We start from the raw sequence: 23,163 nt of genomic DNA, 5'->3' as shown, positions 1-23,163 counted from the left end.
AATATTCCCTGTGTTTTTTTATAAGTTGAGGATTTTTTGTATATATGTTACAATAAAACGAAAATAGGATTGTAACATTTAGTGATAAAATATTGTCAGCGAAATGCGGTTCGGAAGATGATATTTGAAAGGCAGGATAAAGTTTTGGAGAATCTTAAGGTAGAAGATGCAATTGAACAATTATTGATCCACACAAGGATCATACAGGAAACAGAAACAGTAGACTTGCTTTCGACACGGGGAAGAATACTTGCAGAGGATATGAAAGCGGAGCTTGACAATCCTCCGTTTGACCGTTCGCCAATAGACGGATATGCCTGTAAGTCAGAAGATCTGACGGGGGCGGCACCGGGAAATCCGGTAACGCTTAAGGTGATCAGGGAGGTTGATGCAGGACAGTATTATGATGGAATGGTACAGTCCGGCGAGGCTGTTCGAATCATGACAGGAGCTGCGATCCCGAAGGGATGTGACTGCTGCGTAAAGCAGGAGGATACGGACTACGGAGAGGACAGGGTACAGATTTATAAGAGCATGAAGCAGTGGGAGGACTACTGCTTTCAGGGAGAGGACTTTAAGAAGGGTACGGTCTTACTGAGGGCAGGTACGAAGCTTGACTTTGTGGAAATCGGAATTCTTGCAAGCATGGGAGTGGCAGAAGTGCCGGTCAGAAGGCGGGCGAGGGTTGCCATCCTGACAACAGGTGATGAAGTCATGATTCCCGGTGAGCAGTTAAAGCAGGGGAAGATTTATGACTGTAACCAGAGTCTTCTTGCCGCACGTCTGATGGATTTTGGGGCAGAGCTGATTCGCGTGGACAAGATCGCAGACTGTCCGGAGGATATGACGAAGGCTCTTGAAGGAACTGTCGGGACAGTAGATATGATCATCACAACAGGGGCAGTTTCCGTCGGAAAAAAGGACATTATGCATGAGGCACTTAAGGAACTCGGGGCAGAGAGGATTTTCTGGAGGATAGAAATGAAACCGGGAATGCCGACGCTTTTTTCTGTGTACAAAGATACCCCGATTCTGAGTCTTTCCGGAAATCCATTTGGCGCAGTGGTATCGGCTGACGTTCTGATCCGGCCGATGGTGCAGAAGATGACACAGGATCCCGGGCTTGACACGATCAGGAAAAAATGCACACTGACCAATGAATTTGGAAAGAAGATCAAAGGTCGGCGCTATGTGCGTGCAGTTACGGATGGAGAGACGGTGACGATCCCGTCAGGACTTCATTCCAATGGGATCCTTGCAACAATGGCAGGATGTAACTGTCTGATCGAGATGGAGGCTGCAAGAGAAGGGAACTATGCCGGGGAACAGGCAGAAGTTCTTCTTCTGTGACGGGACAGAAAGAATGAAAACACAGAAAAAACAACTGATACTGGCAGTGAGCGGAATCAAAAATTCAGGAAAGACAACACTGATCACCGCACTTTTGCCGGCATTAAAAAAAAGAAACCTTAGTACGGCTGTGATCAAGCATGACGGGCATGAATTTGAGGCGGATATACCGGGAACAGATACCTGGAAGGCCGGAGAAGCCGGAGCCTGTGGGACGCTTGTTTTTTCCGGTACGAAATACATGATGGTCAAATATCATCCGGCAGAGTCAACGGAGGAACTGATCTCTTTATTTCCGGAGGCAGATATTATTTTGCTGGAAGGATTCAAACATTCGGAATATCCCAAAATCGAAGTGATACGAAAGGCAAATTCTTTGTGTTCTGTCTGTGACCCGAGATTCCTTCAGGGAATAGTGACTGATATTTCGAGGGAAGAACTGAAATATGATGCCGGTGAAGAAGTGGAGGAGATCCCATTTTTTGAGCTTGATGAAACAGAACCTCTTGCGGAGTGGATCTGTCAGCTATGGAAGAAAAAACAGAGTAGTTTATGATATACAAAAACAGGAGTAATAAAAACGCGGAATGAATGAAAGAAATGAGAATATAGAAGGTACTGCAGAAACACAGGCCTGTGATCTTGGTGTCAAGACAAAGGTGATCCTGACCAAAAATGCGGATTTTTTTGGGCCGGGGCTGTTTCATCTTCTGCAGTATATTGATGAGGAAGGAACGATTCATGCAGCATCCAAAAAGATGGGAATGTCTTATTCCAAATGCTGGAAGCTTCTGAATCGTGCGGAGGAACAGATGGGTTTTACCTTTCTTGACAGATATAATGGAGGCCCTCATGGTGGAAATTCCAAAATTACCGAAGAGGGCCGTGAATTTATGAAACGATATGAAGCATTATTAGATGAAATGCAGCAGACAGGTCAGAAGATTTTTGAAAAATATTTCGAGAAATATTTTAGCTGACAGTTATGAAGACTTTCATACGGTCTCTTCTTGCTGCACAGATGAGTGTCAGCTGGTATTTTCTGGCAAGCTCGATCGCCTCCGCAGTGGGAGATGCCTTTGAGCAGAGAATCGGAATGCCGGCATAGATCGCTTTTATTGCCATATCGGTGGGAATCCTGCCGCTGGAATAAATCATACATTCCCTGAGATCGATCTGGTGCCGGAGGGCATATCCGATCACTTTGTCGAGGGCGTTGTGCCTGCCGATGTCTTCACAGGAAAAAAGAACCTCATTTTTTCGGGCGAGAAGACAGCTGTGCGTGGCAAAGGTAACACTGTGAAGAGGCATTCCATCGGCAAAAGTATCAGCCATATGGAAGATCCATTCAGACTTCCATTCGATCGGAGTAACCGGAACCGGTGGATGGTCCGAGGAAAAATAATCGTTGAGGATATGGTTTCCGGTGCAGCAGGAGGGAGTGGTCTCCACAAAGGAAGCCCCCAGGGCTCCGGACTCTTTATTCTGGGACGGGCGGAGATAGACTTTGGCGCGTTTTCCATATTCGCAGATATAAATCTGCTCGATGTCATCGACGGAACGGATGATGTGCTCTGTCAGAAGCCGTCCAAGGACGAGTTCTGTGAGATGCTGTGGAAGACAGATAAGCTTCATTGTGAGACGGTCATTGATATAGACATCAAGCAGATGCTCATTCAGAACCTGCTCTTCTGTAGAGAAGTTCTGTCCATCCCGGCCAATAAACTGATAGGCTTTTGTTTCCAGTAATGGAAGATCATGGTATTGTTCGTTAATATGCATAATAATTTCTCCAATATTATAATCAGTGGATTCTGAACAGCAGCAGAGACTGCATAAGCTGTAATGCCAGAAATCCCTTTGCAGATATCTTTACTATAGCAGAAAACGGACAATTTCAAAAGAGTAATATATAGGTAGACAAAAAGAAACGGAGAAAGATTTAGTTATGAAAGACAGATATGGACGTGAGATTGACTATCTTCGGATATCCATCACAGACAGATGCAATCTCAGATGTATTTACTGTATGCCGGAGGAAGGAATCTGCCAGACAGCGCATAAAGAAATCCTGACTTATGATGAGATCAGGAGAATCTGCCGCTGTATGACAGCTTTAGGCATCAAAAAAATAAAACTGACAGGCGGAGAGCCTCTGACAAGAAAAGACAGTGCGGTTCTTGTACGAATGCTGAAAGAACTTCCAGGAATAGAGAAAGTGACGCTGACCACAAACGGGATTCTTCTGAAAGAACAGATGGCTGAACTGGCGGAGGCAGGAATTGATAATATTAACATCAGTCTGGATACACTAAATACAGAGGCTTTCAAAAAAATAACACGAAGAGAGGGACTGGCAAGGGTCCTGGAGGGACTGAAAGAAGCCATGAAATATCCGCAGATTGGTCTTAAGATCAACTGTGTACCGGTTCTCGAAGATCCGGAGAATCTGATAAATCTTGCCGAGATTGCAAGAGACAATCCCATCCATGTGCGTTTTATTGAGATGATGCCAATTGGCTATGGCAAAGAATTTCGTTTTTGTGGTGAGGATGAAATCTGTTCTGTTTTGGAGGGAGCATATGGAGAAATGACTCCGATCACAGAGAAATATGGAAATGGTCCGTGTCATTATTACAAAATCTCTGGTTTTCAGGGAAAAATCGGTTTTATCAGTGCAATGACCCACAAGTTCTGTTCGCAGTGTAACCGTGTCAGGATGACTTCAGAGGGATATCTCAAGGCATGCCTGCAATACCAGACGGGAGTAAGTCTCAAAGATATGATGCGGACCGGCTGCAGTGACGAGGAACTGACAGAAGCAATCCGTAAGGTGATCTGGGAAAAGCCGGGAGAACATCATTTCACATCAAGGGTGATCGATGAAGGAGAAAGCAGGCTGATGTCACAGATCGGCGGCTGAGAAAGAGAATCAGTCTGTTCCGGGTGACAGGCTGAGTAGAATGGCAGGAGGAAAATATGGCAGAAAATAAACTGGCAATGATCGTTCTGGCAGGAGGAGCCAGCAGTCGTATGGGACAGGAAAAAAGCGATCTGCTCCTGAACGGACGAACGTTTCTTGAGACACAGATCGCAAAAGGAAGACAGCTTGGAGTGAACAGGATTTATGTTTCCGGCTATCGTGGAGAGGGCTGCACAGAAGAAATTGTGATGGACCGGATCAAAGAAAGAGGACCACTGGGCGGACTCGAAGCCTGCCTCAGTAAAGCAGCCGGTGATGGAGCGGACAGATGTCTGGTTCTTGGTGTGGATACTCCGCTGGTCCCGGTATCGGAACTGTATAATCTTATTCAGACAGCTGAATATGAAGGCTTAAGCCGAGTGGTTCTTCTTCGGCATCATGAAAGGGAAGAGTCGTTGATAGCAGTTTATGAGACCAGTCTGTATAGGGAGATCCGGGAATTTCTGGAACGAGGACAGTCTTCGGTTTTTCGTTTTCTGAATGAAATCGGTTATTCCTGTTATGATGCACAGGAGAAGGAAGTATGTTTTACGAATATCAATGATCCGCAGATTTATGAGACAGTCTGCAAAAATCAGTATGAATAAAAGACCCTGAAAGATCGCCTTTTCTTTTTATTTTTTCAGTGTATATTTCTCGATGAGATCCAGCATTGCATACAGCACCATGGCGATGACACACAGGATCACGATCGACATCAGCACCCATGTCAGCTTGAAGGTCTGTGATCCGTAGATGATCAGATAGCCAAGACCGCATCGTGCACCGATAAATTCACCGATGACCACACCGACAAGGCATAACCCGATGTTTACTTTCATGATACTTAAAATAAGAGGTACAGAAGACGGAAGGACAATTTTTGTCAGTTCGTCTTTTTTTGTGCCGCCAAGCGTGCGGATAAGCTTTAATTTTTCCGGATCCGCCCCACGAAACCCTGTGTAAAGATTGATCACAGAACCGAAAAGTGCCACAGACATTCCTGCAACAATGATGGTTCGGACATTCGCACCGAGCCAGACAATCAGAAGTGGTGCGAGAGCGGATTTGGGCAGACTGTTCAGGACGACGAGATAAGGTTCCAGTATTTTTGATAGCTTTGGACATGCCCACAGAAGAACAGCGGTGCCGATTCCAAGTAATACCACAAATGCAAAGCTTATAAGTGTTTCCATCAGTGTGATTCCAATGTGCGCAAAAAGCGACTGATCCTGTATCATGTGGAGAAAGGTCTGCCCTATCGCGGAGGGACTGCTGAAAATAAACGAGTCGATCCACTCTTCTCTGGCAGAAATCTCCCACAAAAGCAGAAAACCCAGGAACAGGAAGATCCTGGATATCCGGATCAGATATTTTTCATGACGGATATGAGTCAGATATTTCTTCTGAGCAGGGGAAAGGTCAGTCATTCTGGTTCAGCTCCTTCCAGATGAGATTGAAATAAGATTTAAACTCCGGTGCACTGCGAGAAGCGAGAGGGGTTCGCTCTGTGAGGGACAGCCTGATCGGAACGATGCGTGCAACATGAGCCGGGCGGGCGGAAAGGATGATCACACGGTCAGCCATGCTGATCGCTTCGGAAATATCGTGTGTGACAAGGATCGCTGTCTTCTGTTCTTTTCTGAGAATACGTCCGATGTCATCACTGACATTTAAACGGGTCTGATAGTCGAGGGCAGAAAAAGGTTCATCAAGCAGCAGAAGTTCCGGCTTTAAAGCGAGAGTGCGGATCAGGGCCGCTCTCTGGCGCATTCCTCCGGACAGCTGTGAAGGATGGGCATTGCGGAATTTATCCAGCCCATAAGTCTTCAGCATTTCTTCAACGCAGGAGAGCTTCTGGGGGGTCAGTTCTTTTCGGATCTCAAGGCCGAGAATAACATTTCGATAAATTGTCCTCCATTCCAGAAGATGATCCTTCTGGAGCATATATCCGATGCGGGGATCTCCGGGAAGCGGAGGCGTACCGTTCATAAGAATCGTACCTTTTTCTGTTGGAAGAAGACCGCAGATCAGGTTCAAAAGCGTGGATTTTCCACAGCCGGACGGACCGACAACAGCCAGAAATTCGCCAGGCAGCAGATGAAAGGATATATGTGAAAGAGCCCTGGTTTCTCCGGATACGGTATGGTAGGAAAGAGAAACGTCTCTGATTTCGAGAAGGGGGTTCATGGTAATACCTCCATGCAATGTAAATTCAAAAGATGAAAATCTGTAACTGTTCAGTACCCTGTTACTGTGAACAGTTATGTACTCTCGCAGTTACGAAAATCTTATTTTAAGATATGCGAAGAGAGTCATATGTGTTATGATAGGTTACATCAGAGTATAGGATTAAAGGAATGATAAATGATGAATAAACGAAATTATCAGAGGGAACTGGATGCCCTCCTTACAGATATAGAAAAAGAACATAAAGTTCCACGGCTTTTCCTTCACAGCTGCTGTGCACCGTGCAGCAGTTATGTGCTGGAATATCTTTCGGAATATTTTGAGATCACGGTATTTTTTTATAATCCAAACATCTCTCTGGAAGAAGAATACCGCAAACGAGTGGAGGAGATTAAACGACTGGTCAGAGAGATGAAGTTTGAACATCCGGTTCATATTGAAGAAGGTTCCTATGAGCCGGAAGTTTTTTACCAGATGGCAAAAGGGCTGGAACAGGTTCCGGAGGGCGGAGAGAGATGTTTTCGCTGCTATCGTCTCCGCATGGAGGAGGCAGCAAAAGCTGCCAGAGACGGCGGCTATGATTATTTCACGACCACGCTCTCCATAAGTCCGCTCAAGAACGCACAGAAAATTAATGAGATTGGGGAAGAACTGGCAGAAATCTATGGGGTAGCACATCTTCCATCGGATTTCAAGAAGAAAAACGGTTATAAACGATCAATAGAGCTGTCTCATGAATACGATCTTTATCGGCAGAATTACTGTGGCTGTGTCTTTTCGAAACGTGAACAGGAAGGAAAAATACAGCAAAAACAAGATTCAGAGAATTCAGCCTCTTGATTTTCCACTGGAATGTGGTAAACTGATAACACGTTCTGTGCTGACAGCTTTTTCAGAGAATATTGTCAGATTAAAAATCAGCGTACAAAAGGAGGACATTATGGCACAGTTATGGGGAGGACGTTTCACAAAGGAAACCGACAAACTGGTATACAACTTTAATGCGTCTATTTCATTTGACCAGAAATTTTATAAACAGGATATCCGTGGAAGTAAGGCACATGTCAGAATGCTTGCAAAGCAGGGAATTCTGACAGAAGAAGAGAGAGATCAGATCCTTGGCGGTCTGGACAGTATTCTTGCAGATGTAGAGTCCGGCAGGCTGGAGATCACATCCGAATATGAGGATATCCACAGCTTCGTAGAGGCAAATCTGATTGAACGTATCGGAGATCCGGGCAAAAAGCTTCACACAGGAAGAAGCCGTAATGACCAGGTTGCCCTTGATATGAAAATCTATGTCCGTGATGAGATTGAGGAAATCGATGCAGAGCTTAAGAAGCTTCTGGAAGCACTTCAGACGATCATGGAAAATAATATACATACGTATATGCCGGGCTTCACACATCTGCAGAAGGCACAGCCGGTCACACTGGCACATCATGTCGGAGCATATTTTGAGATGTTCCGCAGAGACAGAAGCCGTATGGCAGATATCCGCAAGCGTATGAATACCTGTCCGCTTGGTGCAGGTGCACTTGCAGGAACTACTTATCCTCTGGACAGATTTTATACTGCAGAGCTGCTTGGTTTTGACGAGCCGACCAGAAACAGTATGGATTCTGTATCTGACAGAGATTATGTGATCGAGCTTCTTTCTGCAATGTCTATCGTTATGATGCATCTGAGCCGTTTCTGCGAGGAGATCATTCTCTGGAATTCCAATGAATATCGTTTTGTGGAGATTGATGATGCCTACAGTACAGGAAGCAGTATCATGCCGCAGAAGAAGAATCCTGACATTGCAGAGCTTGTAAGAGGAAAAACAGGCCGTGTCTATGGGGCACTGACCTCTATTCTGACAACCATGAAGGGAATCCCGCTTGCATACAACAAAGATATGCAGGAAGACAAGGAACTGACCTTTGACGCGATTGATACAGTCAAAGGTTGCATTGCCCTGTTTACAGGAATGGTTTCTACCATGGAGTTCCGTAAGGATGTTATGGAGGCAAGCGCCAAAAACGGCTTTACAAATGCGACAGATGCAGCAGACTATCTGGTAAACCATGGTGTGCCGTTCCGTGATGCACATGGCATCGTAGGACGACTTGTTTTGACCTGTATTGATAAAGGAATTTCTCTGGATGAACTTCCTCTTGAGGAGTATAAAGAAATTTCTCCTGTATTCGAACAGGATATCTATGAGGCGATCAGCATGAAGACCTGTGTGGAGAAGCGTGAGACTTATGGTGCACCGGGACCAAAAGTTATGGAACAGGTTATCGCCTTAAATCGAGAATATTTGAAAAATAATTAAAAAACCTCTTGCATTTTTATACAAAGTGGTATAGTATGTACAAAGAAAACAGATGTATGCCGTGCAAAGACATGCAAAGAATGAGTGAGGAGAAAGTATTATTATGAGCGAAAAACTGAGAGTCGGCATTTTAGGTGCAACAGGAATGGTAGGACAGAGATTTATCTCCCTTCTGGAGAATCATCCGTGGTTTGAGGTTGTTACCCTCGCTGCAAGCCCGAGAAGTGCAGGAAAGACTTATGAAGAGGCAGTAGGCGGAAGATGGAAAATGGACACTCCAATGCCGGAAGCAGTAAAGAATATTGTTGTAATGAATGTTAATGAAGTAGAGAAAGTTGCATCTACCGTAGACTTTGTATTCTCAGCAGTAGACATGTCCAAGGACGAGATCAAAGCAATCGAAGAAGAATACGCAAAGACAGAGACTCCTGTTGTATCCAATAACAGTGCACACCGCTGGACACCGGATGTACCGATGGTAGTGCCGGAAATCAACCCACAGCATTTTGACGTGATCCAGTATCAGAAGAAACGTCTCGGAACAACCAGAGGCTTCATCGCTGTAAAACCAAACTGCTCTATCCAGAGCTATGCACCGGTACTTACCGCATGGAAAGAATTCGAGCCATATGAAGTAGTTGCCACCACATATCAGGCAATTTCCGGAGCAGGAAAAACCTTCAAGGACTGGCCGGAAATGGAACATAACATCATTCCATACATCGGTGGAGAGGAAGAGAAGAGTGAGAAAGAGCCGCTCAGACTGTGGGGCAAGATTGAGGACGGTGTGATCGTACCGGCTACAGAGCCAGTGATCACCTGCCAGTGTCTGCGTGTTCCGGTACTGAACGGACATACAGCAGCCGTATTTGTTAAGTTCCGCAAGAAACCTACAAAGGAACAGCTGATCGAAGCTCTGAGAAACTTCAGAGGACTTCCTCAGGAACTGGAACTTCCGAGTGCACCGAAGAACTTCATCCAGTATCTCGAAGAAGACAATCGTCCGCAGGTAAGCGAAGATGTCAACTACGAAAACGGAATGGGTATCTCAATCGGACGTCTCCGTGAGGATACAGTTTATGATTACAAATTTGTAGGACTTTCCCACAATACTGTAAGAGGAGCTGCCGGTGGTGCTGTACTCTGTGCAGAGACACTGAAAGCAAAAGGATATATCACAAAGAAATAAGACACAGCCGTAAACTGTGAGAATAAGGAACCGCTCTGTCAGAGAAAGATCTGACCGGGGCGGTTCTTTTTGCCCGCTGTTGTGAACAGAGCAAACAGTAACGCGGAAATACCCGGAAACTCCGGGAGTGAAATTTAACCATAGAGAATGTATGGGATTTATGATATGATACATATCATAGATGGGAAGGGATGATCCCGTTATCTAAAGAAGGGGGTATCAGATAAAATGGAAAAGATATATCTGACAAAGCTTGCACCAAACTGTGGCTGTGCTGCCAAAGTCGGCCCCGGCACACTGGCGGGAGTGCTCTGCAAACTGCCGAAATTTCACAATGAACATCTTCTGGTTGGAACAGAAACCTCAGATGATGCGGCTGTCTATAAGATCTCAGATGATCTGGCAATGATCCAGACTCTTGATTTCTTTACACCGGTGGCAGATGATCCCTACGATTTCGGACAGATTGCAGCAGCTAATGCATTAAGTGATGTGTATGCCATGGGTGGAGAACCGAAGACAGCATTGAATATTGTGGCTTTTCCGAAAGAAATGGATACAGAGATCCTGGGTGAGATTCTTAAGGGAGGTGCTGACAAAGTACTGGAGGCAGGCGCAGTCCTTGCAGGCGGTCATACGATCCAGGACGACACACCGAAGTATGGACTGAGCGTCACTGGGTTTGTAGATCCGGAGAAATTCTGGAAGAACTATGGAGCACAGACAGGAGACAGACTGATCCTGACCAAGCCACTTGGAACAGGAATCGTCAATACTGCGATCAAGGCCGATCTTGTATCGGAGAGAGCAAGGGAAGCAGCTCTTCGTTCCATGAAGACGCTGAATAAATATGCATGTGATATTTTGAGAAAGTACACAGTTCATGCATGCACCGATGTGACAGGGTTTGGTCTTGGCGGTCATGGCACAGAGATGGCAGATGGCAGTCAGAAGACACTGGTCATTAATACCGAAGCCCTGCCGGTACTTCCGGATGTGGAGGAGTATGCATCCATGGGACTGATCCCCGGCGGAGCATATCGTAACCGGGAATTTGCAGATAAATCAGGATATCAGAGCAGCGCGCAGCTTTGGAGAGAGGATCTTGTGTTTGATCCGCAGACATCCGGAGGACTTCTGGCAGCAGTCCCGGCAGAAGAAGCGGAGAAGCTTCTCGCCGAACTAAAAGAGCTTAATCTGCCCTGTGCAATGATCGGAGAGGTTATTGACAGACAGGAGTACGCATTGCAGATTCGATAACGGTAAGTTATCGGTAATAGCAACAAGTTTGTTAATTAAATATCGAACTTTTTTGAAATTGTGTTGAGAATCTTTGTGGAAAATGCTATAATAAATTCACACAATATGCGGAGGATATATTGAATTATCACAACGATTTGGTGATTAAACCATAAATACAATATATCCTGGGAAAGGGAGGTATTTTTTATGAATCACGAGGATGTACAGAAAGTATCAAATGCGGCAAATGCAAAGATCACTCTGCTTCAGAATAATTTTCTGAAGTATTTTATGAGAGCGGTCATGGCAGGATTCTTCATTGTGGTGGCAATGATCTTTTCCAATGTGGTTGGCAATGTTTTTGCCGGAGCAGAGGAGCCGGCGTGGGGTAAGTTTCTTGGAGCAATTGTGTTCTCAATTGCCGTTCTTCTGATCTCAATGGTCGGAGGAGAACTCTTTACCGGAAACAACCTGGTTATGGCGTTTGGAGCTTATGACAAGAAGGTAAGCTGGGGAGATGCCGGTAAGGTGTGGGCTGTAAGCTACATAGGAAACTTTGTGGGATGTCTGATCCTGTCGCTTATCTTTGTATGGGCAGGAGCTTCAGGAACCGGAGATTATTTTGCCGGATTTATCGGAAACAAGCTTGCAATCCCGGCAGGCCAGATGTTTTTCCGTGCTGTTTTGTGTAACTTCTTTGTATGTCTTGGGGTACTTTGTGGAATCAAGTTAAAGAGTGAGACTGCAAAGTTTTTGATGATCGTTATGTGTATTGCAGGTTTTGTTGTCAGTGGATTTGAGCACTGTGTTGCAAATATGGGTATTTTTGTGACAGCGGGTTTCCTGGTACCGGGACTTTCCATTGGTGCAATGTTCAAGAGTATGGTGATCGTCACACTGGGAAATATGGTTGGCGGTGCAGTTCTTCTTGCATGGCCGCTTAGAAAGATGAGTGCAGATCAATAATATGAGTAAGGCTTTATATATTGCAGAGAAACCGAGCGTCGCTCAGGAATTTGCAAAAGCATTAAAAATTAACGGACAGAGAAAAGACGGATACCTGGAATCAGAAGATTCTATCGTGACCTGGTGTGTAGGACATCTGGTCACGATGAGTTATCCCGAAAAATATGACATCAAGTACAAAAGGTGGAGTTTTGATACCCTGCCTTTTTTGCCGCGTGAATTTAAGTACGAGGTGATCCCGGGGGTTCAGAAACAGTTTGACATTGTGAAAAGGCTTCTGAACCGCCCGGATGTAGAGACTATTTATGTGTGTACCGACTCCGGACGTGAGGGAGAATATATCTATCGTCTGGTAGCACAGATGGCTGGTGTGAAGGATAAGGATCAGAGACGTGTCTGGATCGATTCCCAGACAGAAGAAGAGATCTTAAGGGGAATCCGTGAGGCGAGGGAACTGTCAGCTTATGACAATCTGGCGAACTCTGCTTATCTCCGGGCCAAGGAGGATTATCTTATGGGAATCAATTTTTCCAGGGTGCTTACACTGCGCTATGGAAACAGTGTCTCCAATTATCTGAATACGAAATATCAGGCGATCGCAGTAGGAAGGGTCATGACCTGTGTTCTTGGGATGGTCGTGCGCAGGGAGCGGGAGATCCGCTGCTTTGTCAAGACACCGTTTTATCGCGTGATCTCCGGAATTGCTCTGGAGGGTGAGAAGTTTGATGGTGAATGGCGGGCAATGGAAGGAAGCCGGTATTTTAAGTCTCCTTATCTGTATAAGGAAAACGGCTTCAAAGAAAGAAAACACGCACAGGAACTGATCGATTTCTTAAATAAGGAGCAGCCGCTTAAGTGCTGTGTCGAGAAGATCGAGCGTAAGAGAGAAAACAAAAATCCACCGCTTCTTTTTAACCTGGCGGAGCTTCAGAACGTATGCTCTAAGCTGTTCAAGATCAGCCCGGATGAGACTTTGAAGATCGTCCAGGAATTATATGAGAAGAAGCTGGTCACATATCCAAGGACGGATGCCAGAGTGCTTTCCACGGCAGTATCGAAAGAAATTTACAAAAATATCGCAGGTCTTCGCAGTTATTCCGCAATTGGAAATGCCGCAGAAGAAATTCTGCAGATGGGAAGCTACAAAAGCATTGCAAAGACACGGTATGTCAATGATAAGCAGATCACAGATCATTATGCGATCATTCCGACCGGTCAGGGACTGAATGTGCTTGGCAGGCTTTCACTTACGTCGCAGAGAGTTTATGAGACGATCGTGCGCCGTTTTCTGTGCATTTTCTGTCCTCCGGCAGTCTATCAGAAGGTCAGTCTGGTGACGGAGATGCAGAAGGAGAAGTTTTTTTCAAGCTTTAAGGTACTTCAGGAAGAAGGATATCTTAAATATGCGGTGAATTCTTTTGTCCGCCGAAATACAGGTGGAACACAGGATACAGAAAAAAGTGACAGTGAGGATGTTTCCTGTGATGCACAGCTTCTGGCTGCATTGCATAAGCTCAAAAAGGGTGATATACTGGATGTAGATTCGCTGGAGATCAAGGAAGGCGAAACTTCACCGCCGAAACGTTATAATTCAGGTTCCATGATCCTTGCAATGGAGAATGCAGGACAGCTCATCGAAGATGAAGAACTGCGTGCACAGATCAAAGGAAGCGGGATCGGAACCAGTGCGACCAGAGCAGAGATATTGAAGAAGCTTTTTTCTATCAAATACCTTTCGCTTAATAAGAAGACACAGGTGATCACGCCGACGCTTCTGGGAGAAATGATCTTTGATGTGGTGAACTGTTCGATCCGGCAGCTTCTGAATCCGGAGCTGACTGCAAGTTGGGAAAAGGGACTGAACTATGTCGCAGAGGGAAGTATCACGCCGCAGGAATATATGGATAAGCTGGAACATTTTGTCCGGATCCGTACTGACCAGGTAGAGCAGAGCAATTATCAGTATGCGTTGCGGCAGTTTTTTGATGCGGCGGCGGTTAATTATCAGAAGAAACAGACAACGTCAAAACGAGGAGGAAATACCTGAATGTTAAAAGATTTTACAATTTCAAATCTGCTGGATTTAAATGAGACGATCGCAGGGGAATTATTCGAAGGAAAAACCTATCCGTGGGAAGTGCTTCCGGAGATTGGAGATTTTATTCTGAAGCTTGGCAAGACTCTGGATCCACAGGAATATGACTGTAAGGATGGTAATATCTGGATCGCAAAGGGTGCAAAGGTTGCACCGACAGCATGTATCAATGGACCGGCGATCATAGGAAAGGACGCAGAAGTGCGCCATTGTGCATTTATTCGCGGAAATGCCATCGTAGGTGAGGGTGCTGTTGTAGGAAATTCTACAGAGCTTAAAAATGCAGTACTGTTCAACAAAGTACAGGTTCCGCATTATAACTATGTAGGAGATTCTGTCCTTGGTTATAAGTCCCACATGGGAGCCGGATCCATCTGTTCCAATGTGAAATCCGACAAGAAGCTGGTTGTAGTCAAGGATGGTGAAGAAAAGATTGAGACCGGGGTTAAGAAATTTGGCGCAATGCTTGGAGATCACGTAGAGGTTGGCTGCGGTTCTGTTCTGAACCCGGGAACTGTGATCGGAAGAAATTGCAATATTTATCCTCTTTCACCGGTAAGAGGCTGCATTCCTGCAGACAGTATTTACAAAAATGCAGCAGAGATCGTCAAAAAGAACTGATCGTGACGTTTAACGGTAGAACAGGATCTGCCGGAGGATCACCAGAAGGATGATGTGCACCGGATAAAACAGATAAAAAAAGTATTTCGCGGCTTTTCCTTGGATAAAGCCGCGTTTTCCATTGTACATATTAATGGAAATAAAGGAAAAACACATTTTCCACTCATAATTCATCCACAGAGTGCTGACAAGTGCCTGCTGGAACTTCTGGGTACGGAGCAGATACATGATCAGGATCAGAAGAAAGCCATGCCAGCTGTAATCTGCGTGTAAAACAAAAGAGAAACCGAAGAGTCCGGCAATACATAACAACTGCAGCAGTGGCTTCTCCCACAGAGCCTCCAGCGCACAGAGTCCAAGATAACCCAGAAATAAGGTAAAAAATACATTCTGTGTATCCGGGTAATGCCAGGTATTGCTGAACATGAAATTCCATGGGATTTCTGAGATCAATGCAAAGAGAAGCAGGTTCTGTCCGTATTTCCGGCGATCATGTGTGTGCAGGAATCCTTCCATCAAAAGAAAGCAGAAGATTGGAAAGGCAGATCTGCCAATGTCCCGGACAATACGGTACCAGGTGATCTCAGTGGAACCGATGGTAAAAAGAACCCGAAGCGCGGGCTTATAGTTGGCAAGGATCAGAACTCCGGTATGATCGATCAGCATCAGAATGCAGGCAAGAAGCTTAAGGGCACTGCCGCTTAAGATCTGAAATCTTGTCGGAAAAATACTCGGAGGTAATGTCGGCTGTGTGCAGGTAGTCATAAAAATCTCCTTCGATAAAATTTTCGTGTTTTGTATGCTCATATTTTTGCATGAATGAACAATATCCTTATTTTAGCATAAAACATACTATTTTACCAATCTTGTCTGGGAAAATAGGCTATGTTATATTGTAACTGTTCACAGGTAATATTCCGCGAGGTGTTTTGCCATGTATATGATAAAATCCCGAGACATACGAGGCAAAATGCCATCACCGAAGGTGATTTGGAATGCATTTTGACCAAGTTACTGCGAACGGAGTGAACAGTAACGTTATATTAAAGTAATAAAGCAAATGGCGCAGGCTGGGAGGGATGTTTATGGTAAACAGATGGAAAATTCAGATTCCGGAGCTGACAGGGGAGGAAGAGAGGAATCTTTATATTTATCTTCCGGATTCCTATGACTGGGATAAAGAAAGATATTATCCGGTCTTGTATATGTTTGACGGACACAACGTTTTCTTTGATTCTGATGCGACCTATGGGAAATGCTGGGGAATGAAGGAATACATGGACTACACAAACACGCAGATGATCATTGTGGCAGTCGAGTGTAACCACAGCCCGGACAATGGACGGCTTAAGGAATATGCCCCATTCAGCTTCCATGACGCAAGATGTGGAAGCATCACAGCGAAAGGCACGATCACGATGGACTGGATGGTTCACACTCTGAAACCAAAGATTGACAGAGATTTCCGGACGATCAGTGACAGGAAGCATACTTTTATCGCGGGCAGTTCCATGGGAGGCCTGATGAGTCTGTATGCAGTGACCCAGTATAACGCTATTTTTGGAAGGGCTGCGGCACTGTCTCCGTCTGTATGGACAAGTGCTGATAAACTGGAGCAGCTGATCCGCAGGACCAAGATCCGCCAGAATACAGTGATCTACATGGATTACGGTTCTGTAGAATTGGAACAGCGCCCAAAGGTCTACAGAGATTTTGAGCGGATCGCGGCGGCATTTTTTCAGAAAAGAGCTCTTCTGGAAGTCAGAATCGTTCCGGGCGGCACACACTGCGAGGCAAGCTGGGAAAGACAGATCCCGTTTTTTATGAATACACTTTTGTACGAGGAATAAAGAGATGGAAGTACAATACAAAAAAGAATACAGTCCGGCTCTTGAGCGGGATATGGAGTGCAAGATCTATGGACACAAAGGCAGACCGGTGCTTTTTATCCCGTGCCAGGACGGAAGATTTTTTGACTTTGAAAATTTCCATATGACAGACACCTGGAGTCCCTGGCTGGAATCCGGTGAGGTGATGGTATTTTCTATTGACACGATCGACCAGGAAACCTGGTCAGATACAAATGGCGATCCATACTGGAGGATCCGGCGTTACGAACAGTGGCTTCAGTATATCACGGATGAGATGGTTCCGTTTATGCGCGAGATGGTCAATGAGAGGAACGGTTGGAGTGGATATCCGGGAATTATGGTGTTTGGCTGCAGTCTCGGTGCGACGCATGCGGCAAATCTGTACTTTCGAAGACCGGATCTGTTTGACCGGCTGCTGGCATTGAGCGGACTTTATTCTGCAGGTTATGGTTTTGGCTCCTATACAGATGAGGTTGTTCATCGGAATTCTCTGGTGGATTTTCTTGGTGATATGTCAAAAGATGATCCGAGGATCACGCTTTATAATCTTAAGAAAGCCGTGATCTGTGTTGGACAGGGACCGTGGGAACTTCCGGATTCCACAAGACAGCTGTCTCATATCCTGGAGGAGAAGAACATCCATGCGTGGGTGGATTTCTGGGGTTATGACTGTGCCCATGACTGGTACTGGTGGTATAAGCAGGTGGAATATTTTGTCCCATACCTGCTCAAGAACGATTGAGATAAGACGAGAAGAAAAGAGTGATATTATGAAAAATTTTCTGTTTATTTCCCCTAACTTTCCTGAAAATTACTGGATGTTCTGCCGGGAACTTAAGAAAAACGGGCTGAACGTTCTGGGAATCGGGGATCAGCCGTATGAAGAACTGAGTCAGGGCCTGAAGGACAGTCTGGACGAATATTATAAGGTGAGCAGTCTGGAGAATGAAGAAGAAGTATACCGCGCAGTTGCATTTCTGATTTTTAAACACGGCAGGATTGACTGGCTGGAGTCCAATAATGAATACTGGCTTGAAAGAGATGCAAGGCTTCGTACAGCATTCCACATCACAAGCGGATTCCAGGAGGATGATATTCCGAGGATCAAATATAAATCCAGGATGAAAGAGTATTATGCGCGGGTGGGAATTCCTACCGCGAGATATCATCTGGTCGATACGATGGAGGGATGCAGGAAGTTTATTGAAGAAGTGGGATATCCCGTTGTTGTAAAGCCGGATAATGGTGTCGGAGCAAGTCACACTTATCGCCTTGAAAATCAGGAACAGCTGGAGGAGTTCATGCAGACCAAAGAAGCAGATGTTTCCTATATTATGGAAGAGTTTGTCTTTGCAGAAGTGAATTCTTATGATGCGATCATTGACTCTCATGGAAATCCGATCTTTGAGACGGGAAACGTATCCCCGGTTTCGATCATGGACATTGTAAACAACGAAGACAATGCGATTTTTTATATTGTGAAGGAGCTTGCCGGAGATACGCGTCAGGCCGGTCGTGCCACGGCAAAAAGTTTCAATGTCCGAAGCCGTTTCGTTCACTTTGAGTTTTTCCGTCTTCAGAAGGATCAGGAAGGACTTGGAAGGAAGGGAGAGCTTGTCGGTCTTGAGGTAAATATGCGGCCAAGCGGCGGATTTTCTCCGGATATGATGGATTTTGCCTGCACAACGGATGTTTATAAGATATGGGCAGATATGATCGCATTTGATAAGACAGAAATGCATCCGGGTGAAAGACAGTACTGTGCATTTGCCGGACGAAGAGACGGCAAGAGGTTTGTCCTAAGCCATGAAGCTGTTATGGAAAAATATCGCCAGAATATCCGCATGGAAGATCGTCTGCCGGAGGTTCTGGCAGATGCGATGGGTAATCAGATTTACATTGCAGTATTTCCAACCAGGCATGAAATGGAGAATTTTTTTCAAGATATCCTAAAATCTGAGTAATAATGACAAAATTACTTAAGTTTTACTGGACTAACAAGAGGTTTTATGAGAAAATACTGTCAGGTTGTTAGTCTATCTTTTAACAACATTATAGTAAATCTATACTTGAAAGGAGTTTTAACATGATTTATTCACGCGAAGTAGAAGAAATGTGCCCAGTTGCACAGGGTGTCCATCACGGCGCCGCTCCAATCCCGGAAGAAGCAAAATGGGTTCAGGCTAAGGAAGTGAAGGACATTTCCGGTTTCACACATGGTGTAGGCTGGTGTGCTCCGCAGCAGGGTGCTTGTAAGCTGTCCCTGAACGTAAAGGAGGGTATCATCCAGGAAGCACTGGTTGAGACAATCGGATGTTCTGGTATGACTCATTCTGCAGCTATGGCATCTGAGATCCTTCCAGGACTGACTGTTATGGAAGCACTGAATACTGACCTTGTATGCGATGCTATCAATACTGCTATGAGAGAACTGTTCCTTCAGATCGTATACGGACGTTCTCAGTCTGCTTTCTCTGAAGACGGACTTGCAGTAGGTGCAGGACTTGAGGATCTTGGTAAAGGACTTCGTTCTCAGGTTGGTACTATGTACGGAACACTCAAAAAAGGTCCTCGTTATCTGGAAATGGCAGAAGGCTATGTTACAGGTATCGCTCTTGACGAAGATAATGAAATTATCGGTTATCAGTTCGTAAGCCTTGGCAAAATGACTGATTTCATCAAAAAAGGTGATGACCCGAATACTGCATGGGAAAAAGCAAAAGGTCAGTACGGCCGTGTTGCAGATGCTGTTAAGATCATCGACCCACGTAAAGAATAATTATACCGATTATAATTTCAGGAGGATAAGTAAATGGCTTTATTTGAATCATATGAGAGACGAATTGACAAGATCAATTCAGTTTTAAACAGCTATGGAATCGCTTCTATCGAAGAAGCAGAGAAAATCACTAAAGATGCAGGCCTTAACGTATACGATCAGATCAAAGGCATTCAGCCGATCTGCTTCGAGAACGCTTGCTGGGCATACATCGTAGGTGCAGCTATCGCAATCAAAAAAGACTGCAGAAGAGCAGCTGACGCAGCAGCAGCTATCGGTGAAGGTCTTCAGGCATTCTGTATTCCTGGATCCGTTGCTGATACACGTAAAGTAGGTCTTGGACATGGTAACCTTGGTAAAATGCTTCTGGAAGAAGAAACAGACTGCTTCTGCTTCCTGGCTGGACATGAGTCCTTCGCAGCAGCTGAGGGTGCTATCGGTATCGCTGAGAAAGCAAACAAAGTTCGTAAAAAACCTCTCCGTGTTATCCTGAACGGTCTTGGAAAAGATGCAGCTCAGATCATCTCCCGTATCAACGGATTTACATATGTAGAGACTGAGTATGATCCATACAAGAACGAAGTTAAGGAAGTATTCCGCAAATCCTACTCTGAAGGACTTCGTGCAAAGGTTAACTGCTACGGTGCAAACAGCGTTCCGGAAGGTGTTGCTATCATGTGGAAAGAAGGCGTTGACGTTTCTATCACAGGTAACTCCACTAACCCGACACGTTTCCAGCATCCGGTTGCAGGTACCTACAAGAAAGAATGTAACGAAAAAGGAAAGAAATACTTCTCCGTTGCATCCGGCGGTGGTACAGGACGTACACTTCACCCGGACAACATGGCAGCAGGTCCTGCTTCCTACGGTATGACCGATACACTTGGACGTATGCATTCTGACGCTCAGTTCGCAGGATCTTCTTCCGTACCGGCTCATGTAGAAATGATGGGTCTCATCGGCGCTGGTAACAACCCGATGGTTGGTATGACAGTAGCAGTAGCAGTTGCCGTACAGGAAGCTGCTGACGCAGGTAAGTTCTAAACATACTTTTAACAGAGAGATAATATAACAAGAAAGTACCGTAGTTCCAGGGACTGCGGTACTTTTCACTTTTTCACTTGATTTATATTCGTTGCACCAGCCTTGTATATCATGCAGGAAGAAAGAGATAACTATGGTATTACTAAAAAAAGTTAAAAAATCCTTACGGAAAATAGTTCCGGCAGGAAGAACCTATATAGATAAAAAATTCGAAGATCAAAAAGAGAACATTTTCAGTGAAATAAAAGAACAGAACATCGCATTGGAGGATGAACTCAGGAGTTCTCTGTCAGAATCGTATACGAAACAGCTGAAAGAGATGGAAAAGAGAATCCTCAGAGAAATGGAAGATTATTTTGAACAGCAGGAAGCCAGTCATGAGCTTCAGCAAAAAAAGACGCTGGAGATTCAGGATCAGATTGGGCGATTTCGTAAGGGAATGGAAAGAGAATTTGACCGAAGAGATAACTGGCAGAAAATGGCATCAGAAGTTGAACGGCTTGCAGAGGGACGTCAGGTTTGGGTGATAAAATGTCCTGCGACAGAGGGAATACTGAAATACCATTGGGGAGATTATTATTATGCACTGGCATTACAGAAATATCTGGAGCGAAAAGGCAGATATGTGATTCTGGATACCAGACAGGACTGGGGCTGTGATGAGGGTGCAGATGTAGTTCTTGTTTTACGTGGAAAATATTTTTACCGTCCAGACAGAAGAAACAAAAAATGCCTGTATATTATGTGGAATATCAGCCATCCGGATCAAGTATCCAAAGCAGAATATGAACTGTACGATGTAGTATGTGCAGGTTCCAGATATTTTGCAGAAAAATTGAAGAATAAAATAAAAGTTCCGGTAGTTCCGTTGCTTCAGTGTACAGATACGGAATTGTTCTGCCCGGAAGGCAAGAAGGATGAACTTCACAGCGATCAGTATATCTTTATAGGAAGTACAAGAGGTGTGATGAGAGATTGTGTTCTCTGGGCTGTAGAAGATGGAATGCCGTTACATGTGTGGGGCGGTGGATGGAAGGAAATGATTCCGGACCATACCGAAATAATAGAGGGAGATTTCAAAGAAAATGAAAAGCTTCCGGAATTATACAGGGCCGCAAAAGTAACTCTAAATGATCACTGGAAAGACATGCTGGAATATCAGATTATTAATAATCGGGTATTTGATGCACTGGCATGTGGACTGCCTGTTATTTCGGATGGTTGTCCTGAAATGAAAGAGATATTTCCGGACGCGGTTCTTTATTATGAAACCAAAGAAGAATTTGATGCCTGCGTTCAGAAAGCAGAAAAAGAATATCCCTCTTTAAAAGAAAAGGCACTTGAACAATTTGAAATGATAAAAAAAGAATATTCCTTTGAACGACGGGCAGAGGAACTGATAGAGATTGCAGAGAAATATGGAAAGAAAACAGAAGTATTATAACATAGAATTTCTTCGTTTTGCTTTTGCCATATGTATCGTGTATTTTCATCTGCTTCATTCATTTATGATGGATTATACAGGTGGATGTGATTTGTATCTGAGGCTTGCAGAGCAGTCGAAGTATGCGAAATATATTGTGGAATGTTTCTTTATCATATCGGGTTATTTCCTTTATCATACGATACGGAAACATCCGGATATGACAACGCAGAGTTTTGTTATAAGAAGAGTGATCCGCTTATGGCCTGCACTGGCATGTTCCATTATTATTTCGGCAGTATTTTTTGGAAAATCCATTTATGCATCTTTTGTAGACCTTTTGTTTCTTCAGTCCAGTGGACTTGCAACTGACTGGCAGGGTCTGAACTGGTATGTGTCGGCATTTTTTGTTGTAGAGATATTTTATTTTGTATTATACAAATGTTTTCATAATTCTTCAAAGATGAAACTTCTGATCTGTATGCTGATCTATTTTGGATATGAGATCAATATCAATGCCATGGATGGTGGATTTGGAAGGACAATGTTCCACAGTATTATCAATCTCGGAATGGCGCGTGCTGTGGCAGGAATCGGTCTGGGGTATATGTTTGCAATAGAATGGACGGATATTACAGAGAAATGGAAACAACAGAAATCATCGAGGGAAAGGCCGGATAACAGAGGATTCTGGATTATTTCTGCTCTTGAAATCCTGACATTATCCATGCTGCTGGTTGATTTCTTTTACAGCAGGAAGGCGTACGAGAATCAGTTTATTGTGGTAATCCTTTTTCCGATATTTCTGGCCTGCCTTCTGACAAGAAAAGGCATCGTTTCCAGACTGACAGATTATAAATTTGTTGGCTTTCCGGGAAAATATGCATATTCTATTTATGTCATGCAGGAAGTCGCATTTGCGATTCTTAAGAGAACACTCTGGAAAAATACAGAGTTTCTCCGTGATTATCCTGTGGCAGCGATTGCAACGTCTGTTTTTTTGACAGCAGCATTGGGAATTCTGACTTACTATCTGGTGGAGCAGCCCTCCGCCAGATTTCTGAAAAAAACATTACAGGATTATTTTTGAAAAAATCCTGCAATCTCCAGA

23 protein-coding genes are annotated in these 23,163 nt (G+C 44.5%); 19 read left to right on the top strand and 4 right to left on the bottom strand.

The annotated features are described in order from the left end of the window. The first annotated feature begins 144 nt into the window (after positions 1-144). Genes LIR34_RS03195 through LIR34_RS03185 form a run of 3 tightly spaced genes read left to right on the top strand, consistent with a single transcriptional unit; the run spans position 145 to position 2,330 of the window. Positions 145-1,350 (top strand): molybdopterin molybdotransferase MoeA, encoded by a 1,206-nt coding sequence (locus LIR34_RS03195; RefSeq protein WP_173901913.1) that lies wholly within the window; start codon positions 145-147, stop codon positions 1,348-1,350. A 13-nt stretch (positions 1,351-1,363) separates the two neighbouring features. Next, entirely contained in the window at positions 1,364-1,906 is a 543-nt protein-coding gene (gene mobB / locus LIR34_RS03190) for a molybdopterin-guanine dinucleotide biosynthesis protein B (RefSeq protein WP_173901914.1), read from the top strand. 31 nt (positions 1,907-1,937) lie between these two features. After that, a complete protein-coding gene (locus LIR34_RS03185) occupies positions 1,938-2,330 on the top strand; it encodes a winged helix-turn-helix domain-containing protein (protein ID WP_161284539.1) in 393 nt (130 codons plus the stop codon). On the opposite strand, the gene fdhD is transcribed toward LIR34_RS03185, so the two are convergent. Then, complete coding sequence (fdhD, locus tag LIR34_RS03180) at positions 2,323-3,132, bottom strand: formate dehydrogenase accessory sulfurtransferase FdhD (RefSeq protein ID WP_161284538.1); 810 nt, start codon at positions 3,130-3,132, stop codon at positions 2,323-2,325. The genes LIR34_RS03185 and fdhD overlap by 8 nt on opposite strands. A gap of 166 nt (positions 3,133-3,298) precedes the next feature. Between fdhD and moaA the strand changes: the two genes are divergently transcribed. Continuing rightward, positions 3,299-4,273 (top strand): GTP 3',8-cyclase MoaA, encoded by a 975-nt coding sequence (moaA, locus tag LIR34_RS03175; RefSeq protein ID WP_161284537.1) that lies wholly within the window; start codon positions 3,299-3,301, stop codon positions 4,271-4,273. A 56-nt stretch (positions 4,274-4,329) separates the two neighbouring features. Further along, positions 4,330-4,920 carry a molybdenum cofactor guanylyltransferase gene (mobA, locus tag LIR34_RS03170; protein ID WP_173901915.1) on the top strand — a complete coding sequence of 197 codons (591 nt, stop codon included), beginning with the start codon at positions 4,330-4,332 and terminating at the stop codon, positions 4,918-4,920. Between the two features lie 27 nt (positions 4,921-4,947). Here mobA and LIR34_RS03165 read toward each other — a convergent pair whose 3' ends face one another. Continuing rightward, positions 4,948-5,742, bottom strand: a complete 795-nt coding sequence (locus LIR34_RS03165; RefSeq protein WP_173901916.1) for an ABC transporter permease — start codon at positions 5,740-5,742, stop codon at positions 4,948-4,950. After that, entirely contained in the window at positions 5,735-6,502 is a 768-nt protein-coding gene (locus LIR34_RS03160) for an ABC transporter ATP-binding protein (RefSeq protein WP_173901917.1), read from the bottom strand. Before LIR34_RS03160 ends, LIR34_RS03165 begins: the two co-directional genes overlap by 8 nt. Before the next feature lie 180 nt (positions 6,503-6,682). Here LIR34_RS03160 and LIR34_RS03155 point away from each other — a divergent pair, with 180 nt between their 5' ends. The 7 genes from LIR34_RS03155 to LIR34_RS03125 all read left to right on the top strand — a co-directional run bounded on the left by LIR34_RS03155 (position 6,683) and on the right by LIR34_RS03125 (position 14,935). Next, positions 6,683-7,342, top strand: coding sequence for an epoxyqueuosine reductase QueH (locus LIR34_RS03155; RefSeq protein WP_173901937.1), 660 nt, complete (start codon positions 6,683-6,685; stop codon positions 7,340-7,342). Between the two features lie 100 nt (positions 7,343-7,442). Next, complete coding sequence (gene argH / locus LIR34_RS03150) at positions 7,443-8,822, top strand: argininosuccinate lyase (protein WP_173901938.1); 1,380 nt, start codon at positions 7,443-7,445, stop codon at positions 8,820-8,822. Between the two features lie 103 nt (positions 8,823-8,925). Continuing rightward, complete coding sequence (gene asd / locus LIR34_RS03145) at positions 8,926-10,011, top strand: aspartate-semialdehyde dehydrogenase (protein WP_161284532.1); 1,086 nt, start codon at positions 8,926-8,928, stop codon at positions 10,009-10,011. Between the two features lie 228 nt (positions 10,012-10,239). Further along, positions 10,240-11,271 (top strand): selenide, water dikinase SelD, encoded by a 1,032-nt coding sequence (gene selD / locus LIR34_RS03140; RefSeq protein ID WP_173901918.1) that lies wholly within the window; start codon positions 10,240-10,242, stop codon positions 11,269-11,271. A gap of 189 nt (positions 11,272-11,460) precedes the next feature. Beyond that, positions 11,461-12,219 carry a formate/nitrite transporter family protein gene (locus LIR34_RS03135; protein WP_173901919.1) on the top strand — a complete coding sequence of 253 codons (759 nt, stop codon included), beginning with the start codon at positions 11,461-11,463 and terminating at the stop codon, positions 12,217-12,219. Position 12,220: 1 nt separating this feature from the next. Next, a complete protein-coding gene (locus LIR34_RS03130; protein WP_173901920.1) occupies positions 12,221-14,266 on the top strand; it encodes a DNA topoisomerase in 2,046 nt (681 codons plus the stop codon). After that, positions 14,267-14,935, top strand: coding sequence for a UDP-N-acetylglucosamine pyrophosphorylase (locus LIR34_RS03125; RefSeq protein WP_173901921.1), 669 nt, complete (start codon positions 14,267-14,269; stop codon positions 14,933-14,935). It begins immediately after the preceding gene. Positions 14,936-14,944: 9 nt separating this feature from the next. Here LIR34_RS03125 and LIR34_RS03120 read toward each other — a convergent pair whose 3' ends face one another. Continuing rightward, complete coding sequence (locus LIR34_RS03120; protein WP_161284527.1) at positions 14,945-15,700, bottom strand: TraX family protein; 756 nt, start codon at positions 15,698-15,700, stop codon at positions 14,945-14,947. A gap of 320 nt (positions 15,701-16,020) precedes the next feature. Here LIR34_RS03120 and LIR34_RS03115 point away from each other — a divergent pair, with 320 nt between their 5' ends. The 7 genes from LIR34_RS03115 to LIR34_RS03085 all read left to right on the top strand — a co-directional run bounded on the left by LIR34_RS03115 (position 16,021) and on the right by LIR34_RS03085 (position 23,142). Then, positions 16,021-16,785: an alpha/beta hydrolase gene (locus LIR34_RS03115; RefSeq protein WP_173901922.1), complete on the top strand. Its 765-nt coding sequence runs from the start codon at positions 16,021-16,023 to the stop codon at positions 16,783-16,785. Between the two features lie 4 nt (positions 16,786-16,789). Further along, complete coding sequence (locus LIR34_RS03110; protein WP_173901923.1) at positions 16,790-17,548, top strand: esterase family protein; 759 nt, start codon at positions 16,790-16,792, stop codon at positions 17,546-17,548. A gap of 28 nt (positions 17,549-17,576) precedes the next feature. Next, entirely contained in the window at positions 17,577-18,770 is a 1,194-nt protein-coding gene (locus tag LIR34_RS03105; protein ID WP_173901924.1) for an ATP-grasp domain-containing protein, read from the top strand. Between the two features lie 122 nt (positions 18,771-18,892). Beyond that, entirely contained in the window at positions 18,893-19,585 is a 693-nt protein-coding gene (locus LIR34_RS03100; protein ID WP_005422272.1) for an iron-sulfur cluster assembly scaffold protein, read from the top strand. 33 nt (positions 19,586-19,618) lie between these two features. After that, positions 19,619-20,629 (top strand): GGGtGRT protein, encoded by a 1,011-nt coding sequence (locus LIR34_RS03095; RefSeq protein ID WP_005422274.1) that lies wholly within the window; start codon positions 19,619-19,621, stop codon positions 20,627-20,629. A 133-nt stretch (positions 20,630-20,762) separates the two neighbouring features. Next, positions 20,763-22,073, top strand: a complete 1,311-nt coding sequence (locus tag LIR34_RS03090; protein WP_173901925.1) for a glycosyltransferase family protein — start codon at positions 20,763-20,765, stop codon at positions 22,071-22,073. Then, a complete protein-coding gene (locus LIR34_RS03085) occupies positions 22,048-23,142 on the top strand; it encodes an acyltransferase family protein (protein WP_173901926.1) in 1,095 nt (364 codons plus the stop codon). Before LIR34_RS03090 ends, LIR34_RS03085 begins: the two co-directional genes overlap by 26 nt. Positions 23,143-23,163 lie beyond the last annotated feature (21 nt).

This window comes from Blautia sp. MSK17_66, assembly GCF_020538025.1.
Taxonomy (GTDB): Bacteria; Bacillota; Clostridia; order Lachnospirales; family Lachnospiraceae; genus Blautia_A.
This window is presented reverse-complemented; position numbering and strand designations above follow the sequence as displayed.

Coding starts and splice junctions, on each gene's coding strand:
- LIR34_RS03120 (WP_161284527.1), bottom strand. CDS start 15,700: ATGACTACCTGCACACAGCCGACATTACCTCCGAGTATTTTTCCGACA.
- mobA (WP_173901915.1), top strand. CDS start 4,330: ATGGCAGAAAATAAACTGGCAATGATCGTTCTGGCAGGAGGAGCCAGC.
- LIR34_RS03110 (WP_173901923.1), top strand. CDS start 16,790: ATGGAAGTACAATACAAAAAAGAATACAGTCCGGCTCTTGAGCGGGAT.
- LIR34_RS03090 (WP_173901925.1), top strand. CDS start 20,763: ATGGTATTACTAAAAAAAGTTAAAAAATCCTTACGGAAAATAGTTCCG.
- mobB (WP_173901914.1), top strand. CDS start 1,364: ATGAAAACACAGAAAAAACAACTGATACTGGCAGTGAGCGGAATCAAA.
- LIR34_RS03095 (WP_005422274.1), top strand. CDS start 19,619: ATGGCTTTATTTGAATCATATGAGAGACGAATTGACAAGATCAATTCA.
- LIR34_RS03165 (WP_173901916.1), bottom strand. CDS start 5,742: ATGACTGACCTTTCCCCTGCTCAGAAGAAATATCTGACTCATATCCGT.
- LIR34_RS03105 (WP_173901924.1), top strand. CDS start 17,577: ATGAAAAATTTTCTGTTTATTTCCCCTAACTTTCCTGAAAATTACTGG.
- LIR34_RS03135 (WP_173901919.1), top strand. CDS start 11,461: ATGAATCACGAGGATGTACAGAAAGTATCAAATGCGGCAAATGCAAAG.
- LIR34_RS03085 (WP_173901926.1), top strand. CDS start 22,048: ATGGAAAGAAAACAGAAGTATTATAACATAGAATTTCTTCGTTTTGCT.
- LIR34_RS03130 (WP_173901920.1), top strand. CDS start 12,221: ATGAGTAAGGCTTTATATATTGCAGAGAAACCGAGCGTCGCTCAGGAA.
- asd (WP_161284532.1), top strand. CDS start 8,926: ATGAGCGAAAAACTGAGAGTCGGCATTTTAGGTGCAACAGGAATGGTA.
- LIR34_RS03160 (WP_173901917.1), bottom strand. CDS start 6,502: ATGAACCCCCTTCTCGAAATCAGAGACGTTTCTCTTTCCTACCATACC.
- fdhD (WP_161284538.1), bottom strand. CDS start 3,132: ATGCATATTAACGAACAATACCATGATCTTCCATTACTGGAAACAAAA.
- LIR34_RS03100 (WP_005422272.1), top strand. CDS start 18,893: ATGATTTATTCACGCGAAGTAGAAGAAATGTGCCCAGTTGCACAGGGT.
- LIR34_RS03125 (WP_173901921.1), top strand. CDS start 14,267: ATGTTAAAAGATTTTACAATTTCAAATCTGCTGGATTTAAATGAGACG.
- moaA (WP_161284537.1), top strand. CDS start 3,299: ATGAAAGACAGATATGGACGTGAGATTGACTATCTTCGGATATCCATC.
- selD (WP_173901918.1), top strand. CDS start 10,240: ATGGAAAAGATATATCTGACAAAGCTTGCACCAAACTGTGGCTGTGCT.
- LIR34_RS03115 (WP_173901922.1), top strand. CDS start 16,021: ATGGTAAACAGATGGAAAATTCAGATTCCGGAGCTGACAGGGGAGGAA.
- argH (WP_173901938.1), top strand. CDS start 7,443: ATGGCACAGTTATGGGGAGGACGTTTCACAAAGGAAACCGACAAACTG.
- LIR34_RS03155 (WP_173901937.1), top strand. CDS start 6,683: ATGAATAAACGAAATTATCAGAGGGAACTGGATGCCCTCCTTACAGAT.
- LIR34_RS03185 (WP_161284539.1), top strand. CDS start 1,938: ATGAATGAAAGAAATGAGAATATAGAAGGTACTGCAGAAACACAGGCC.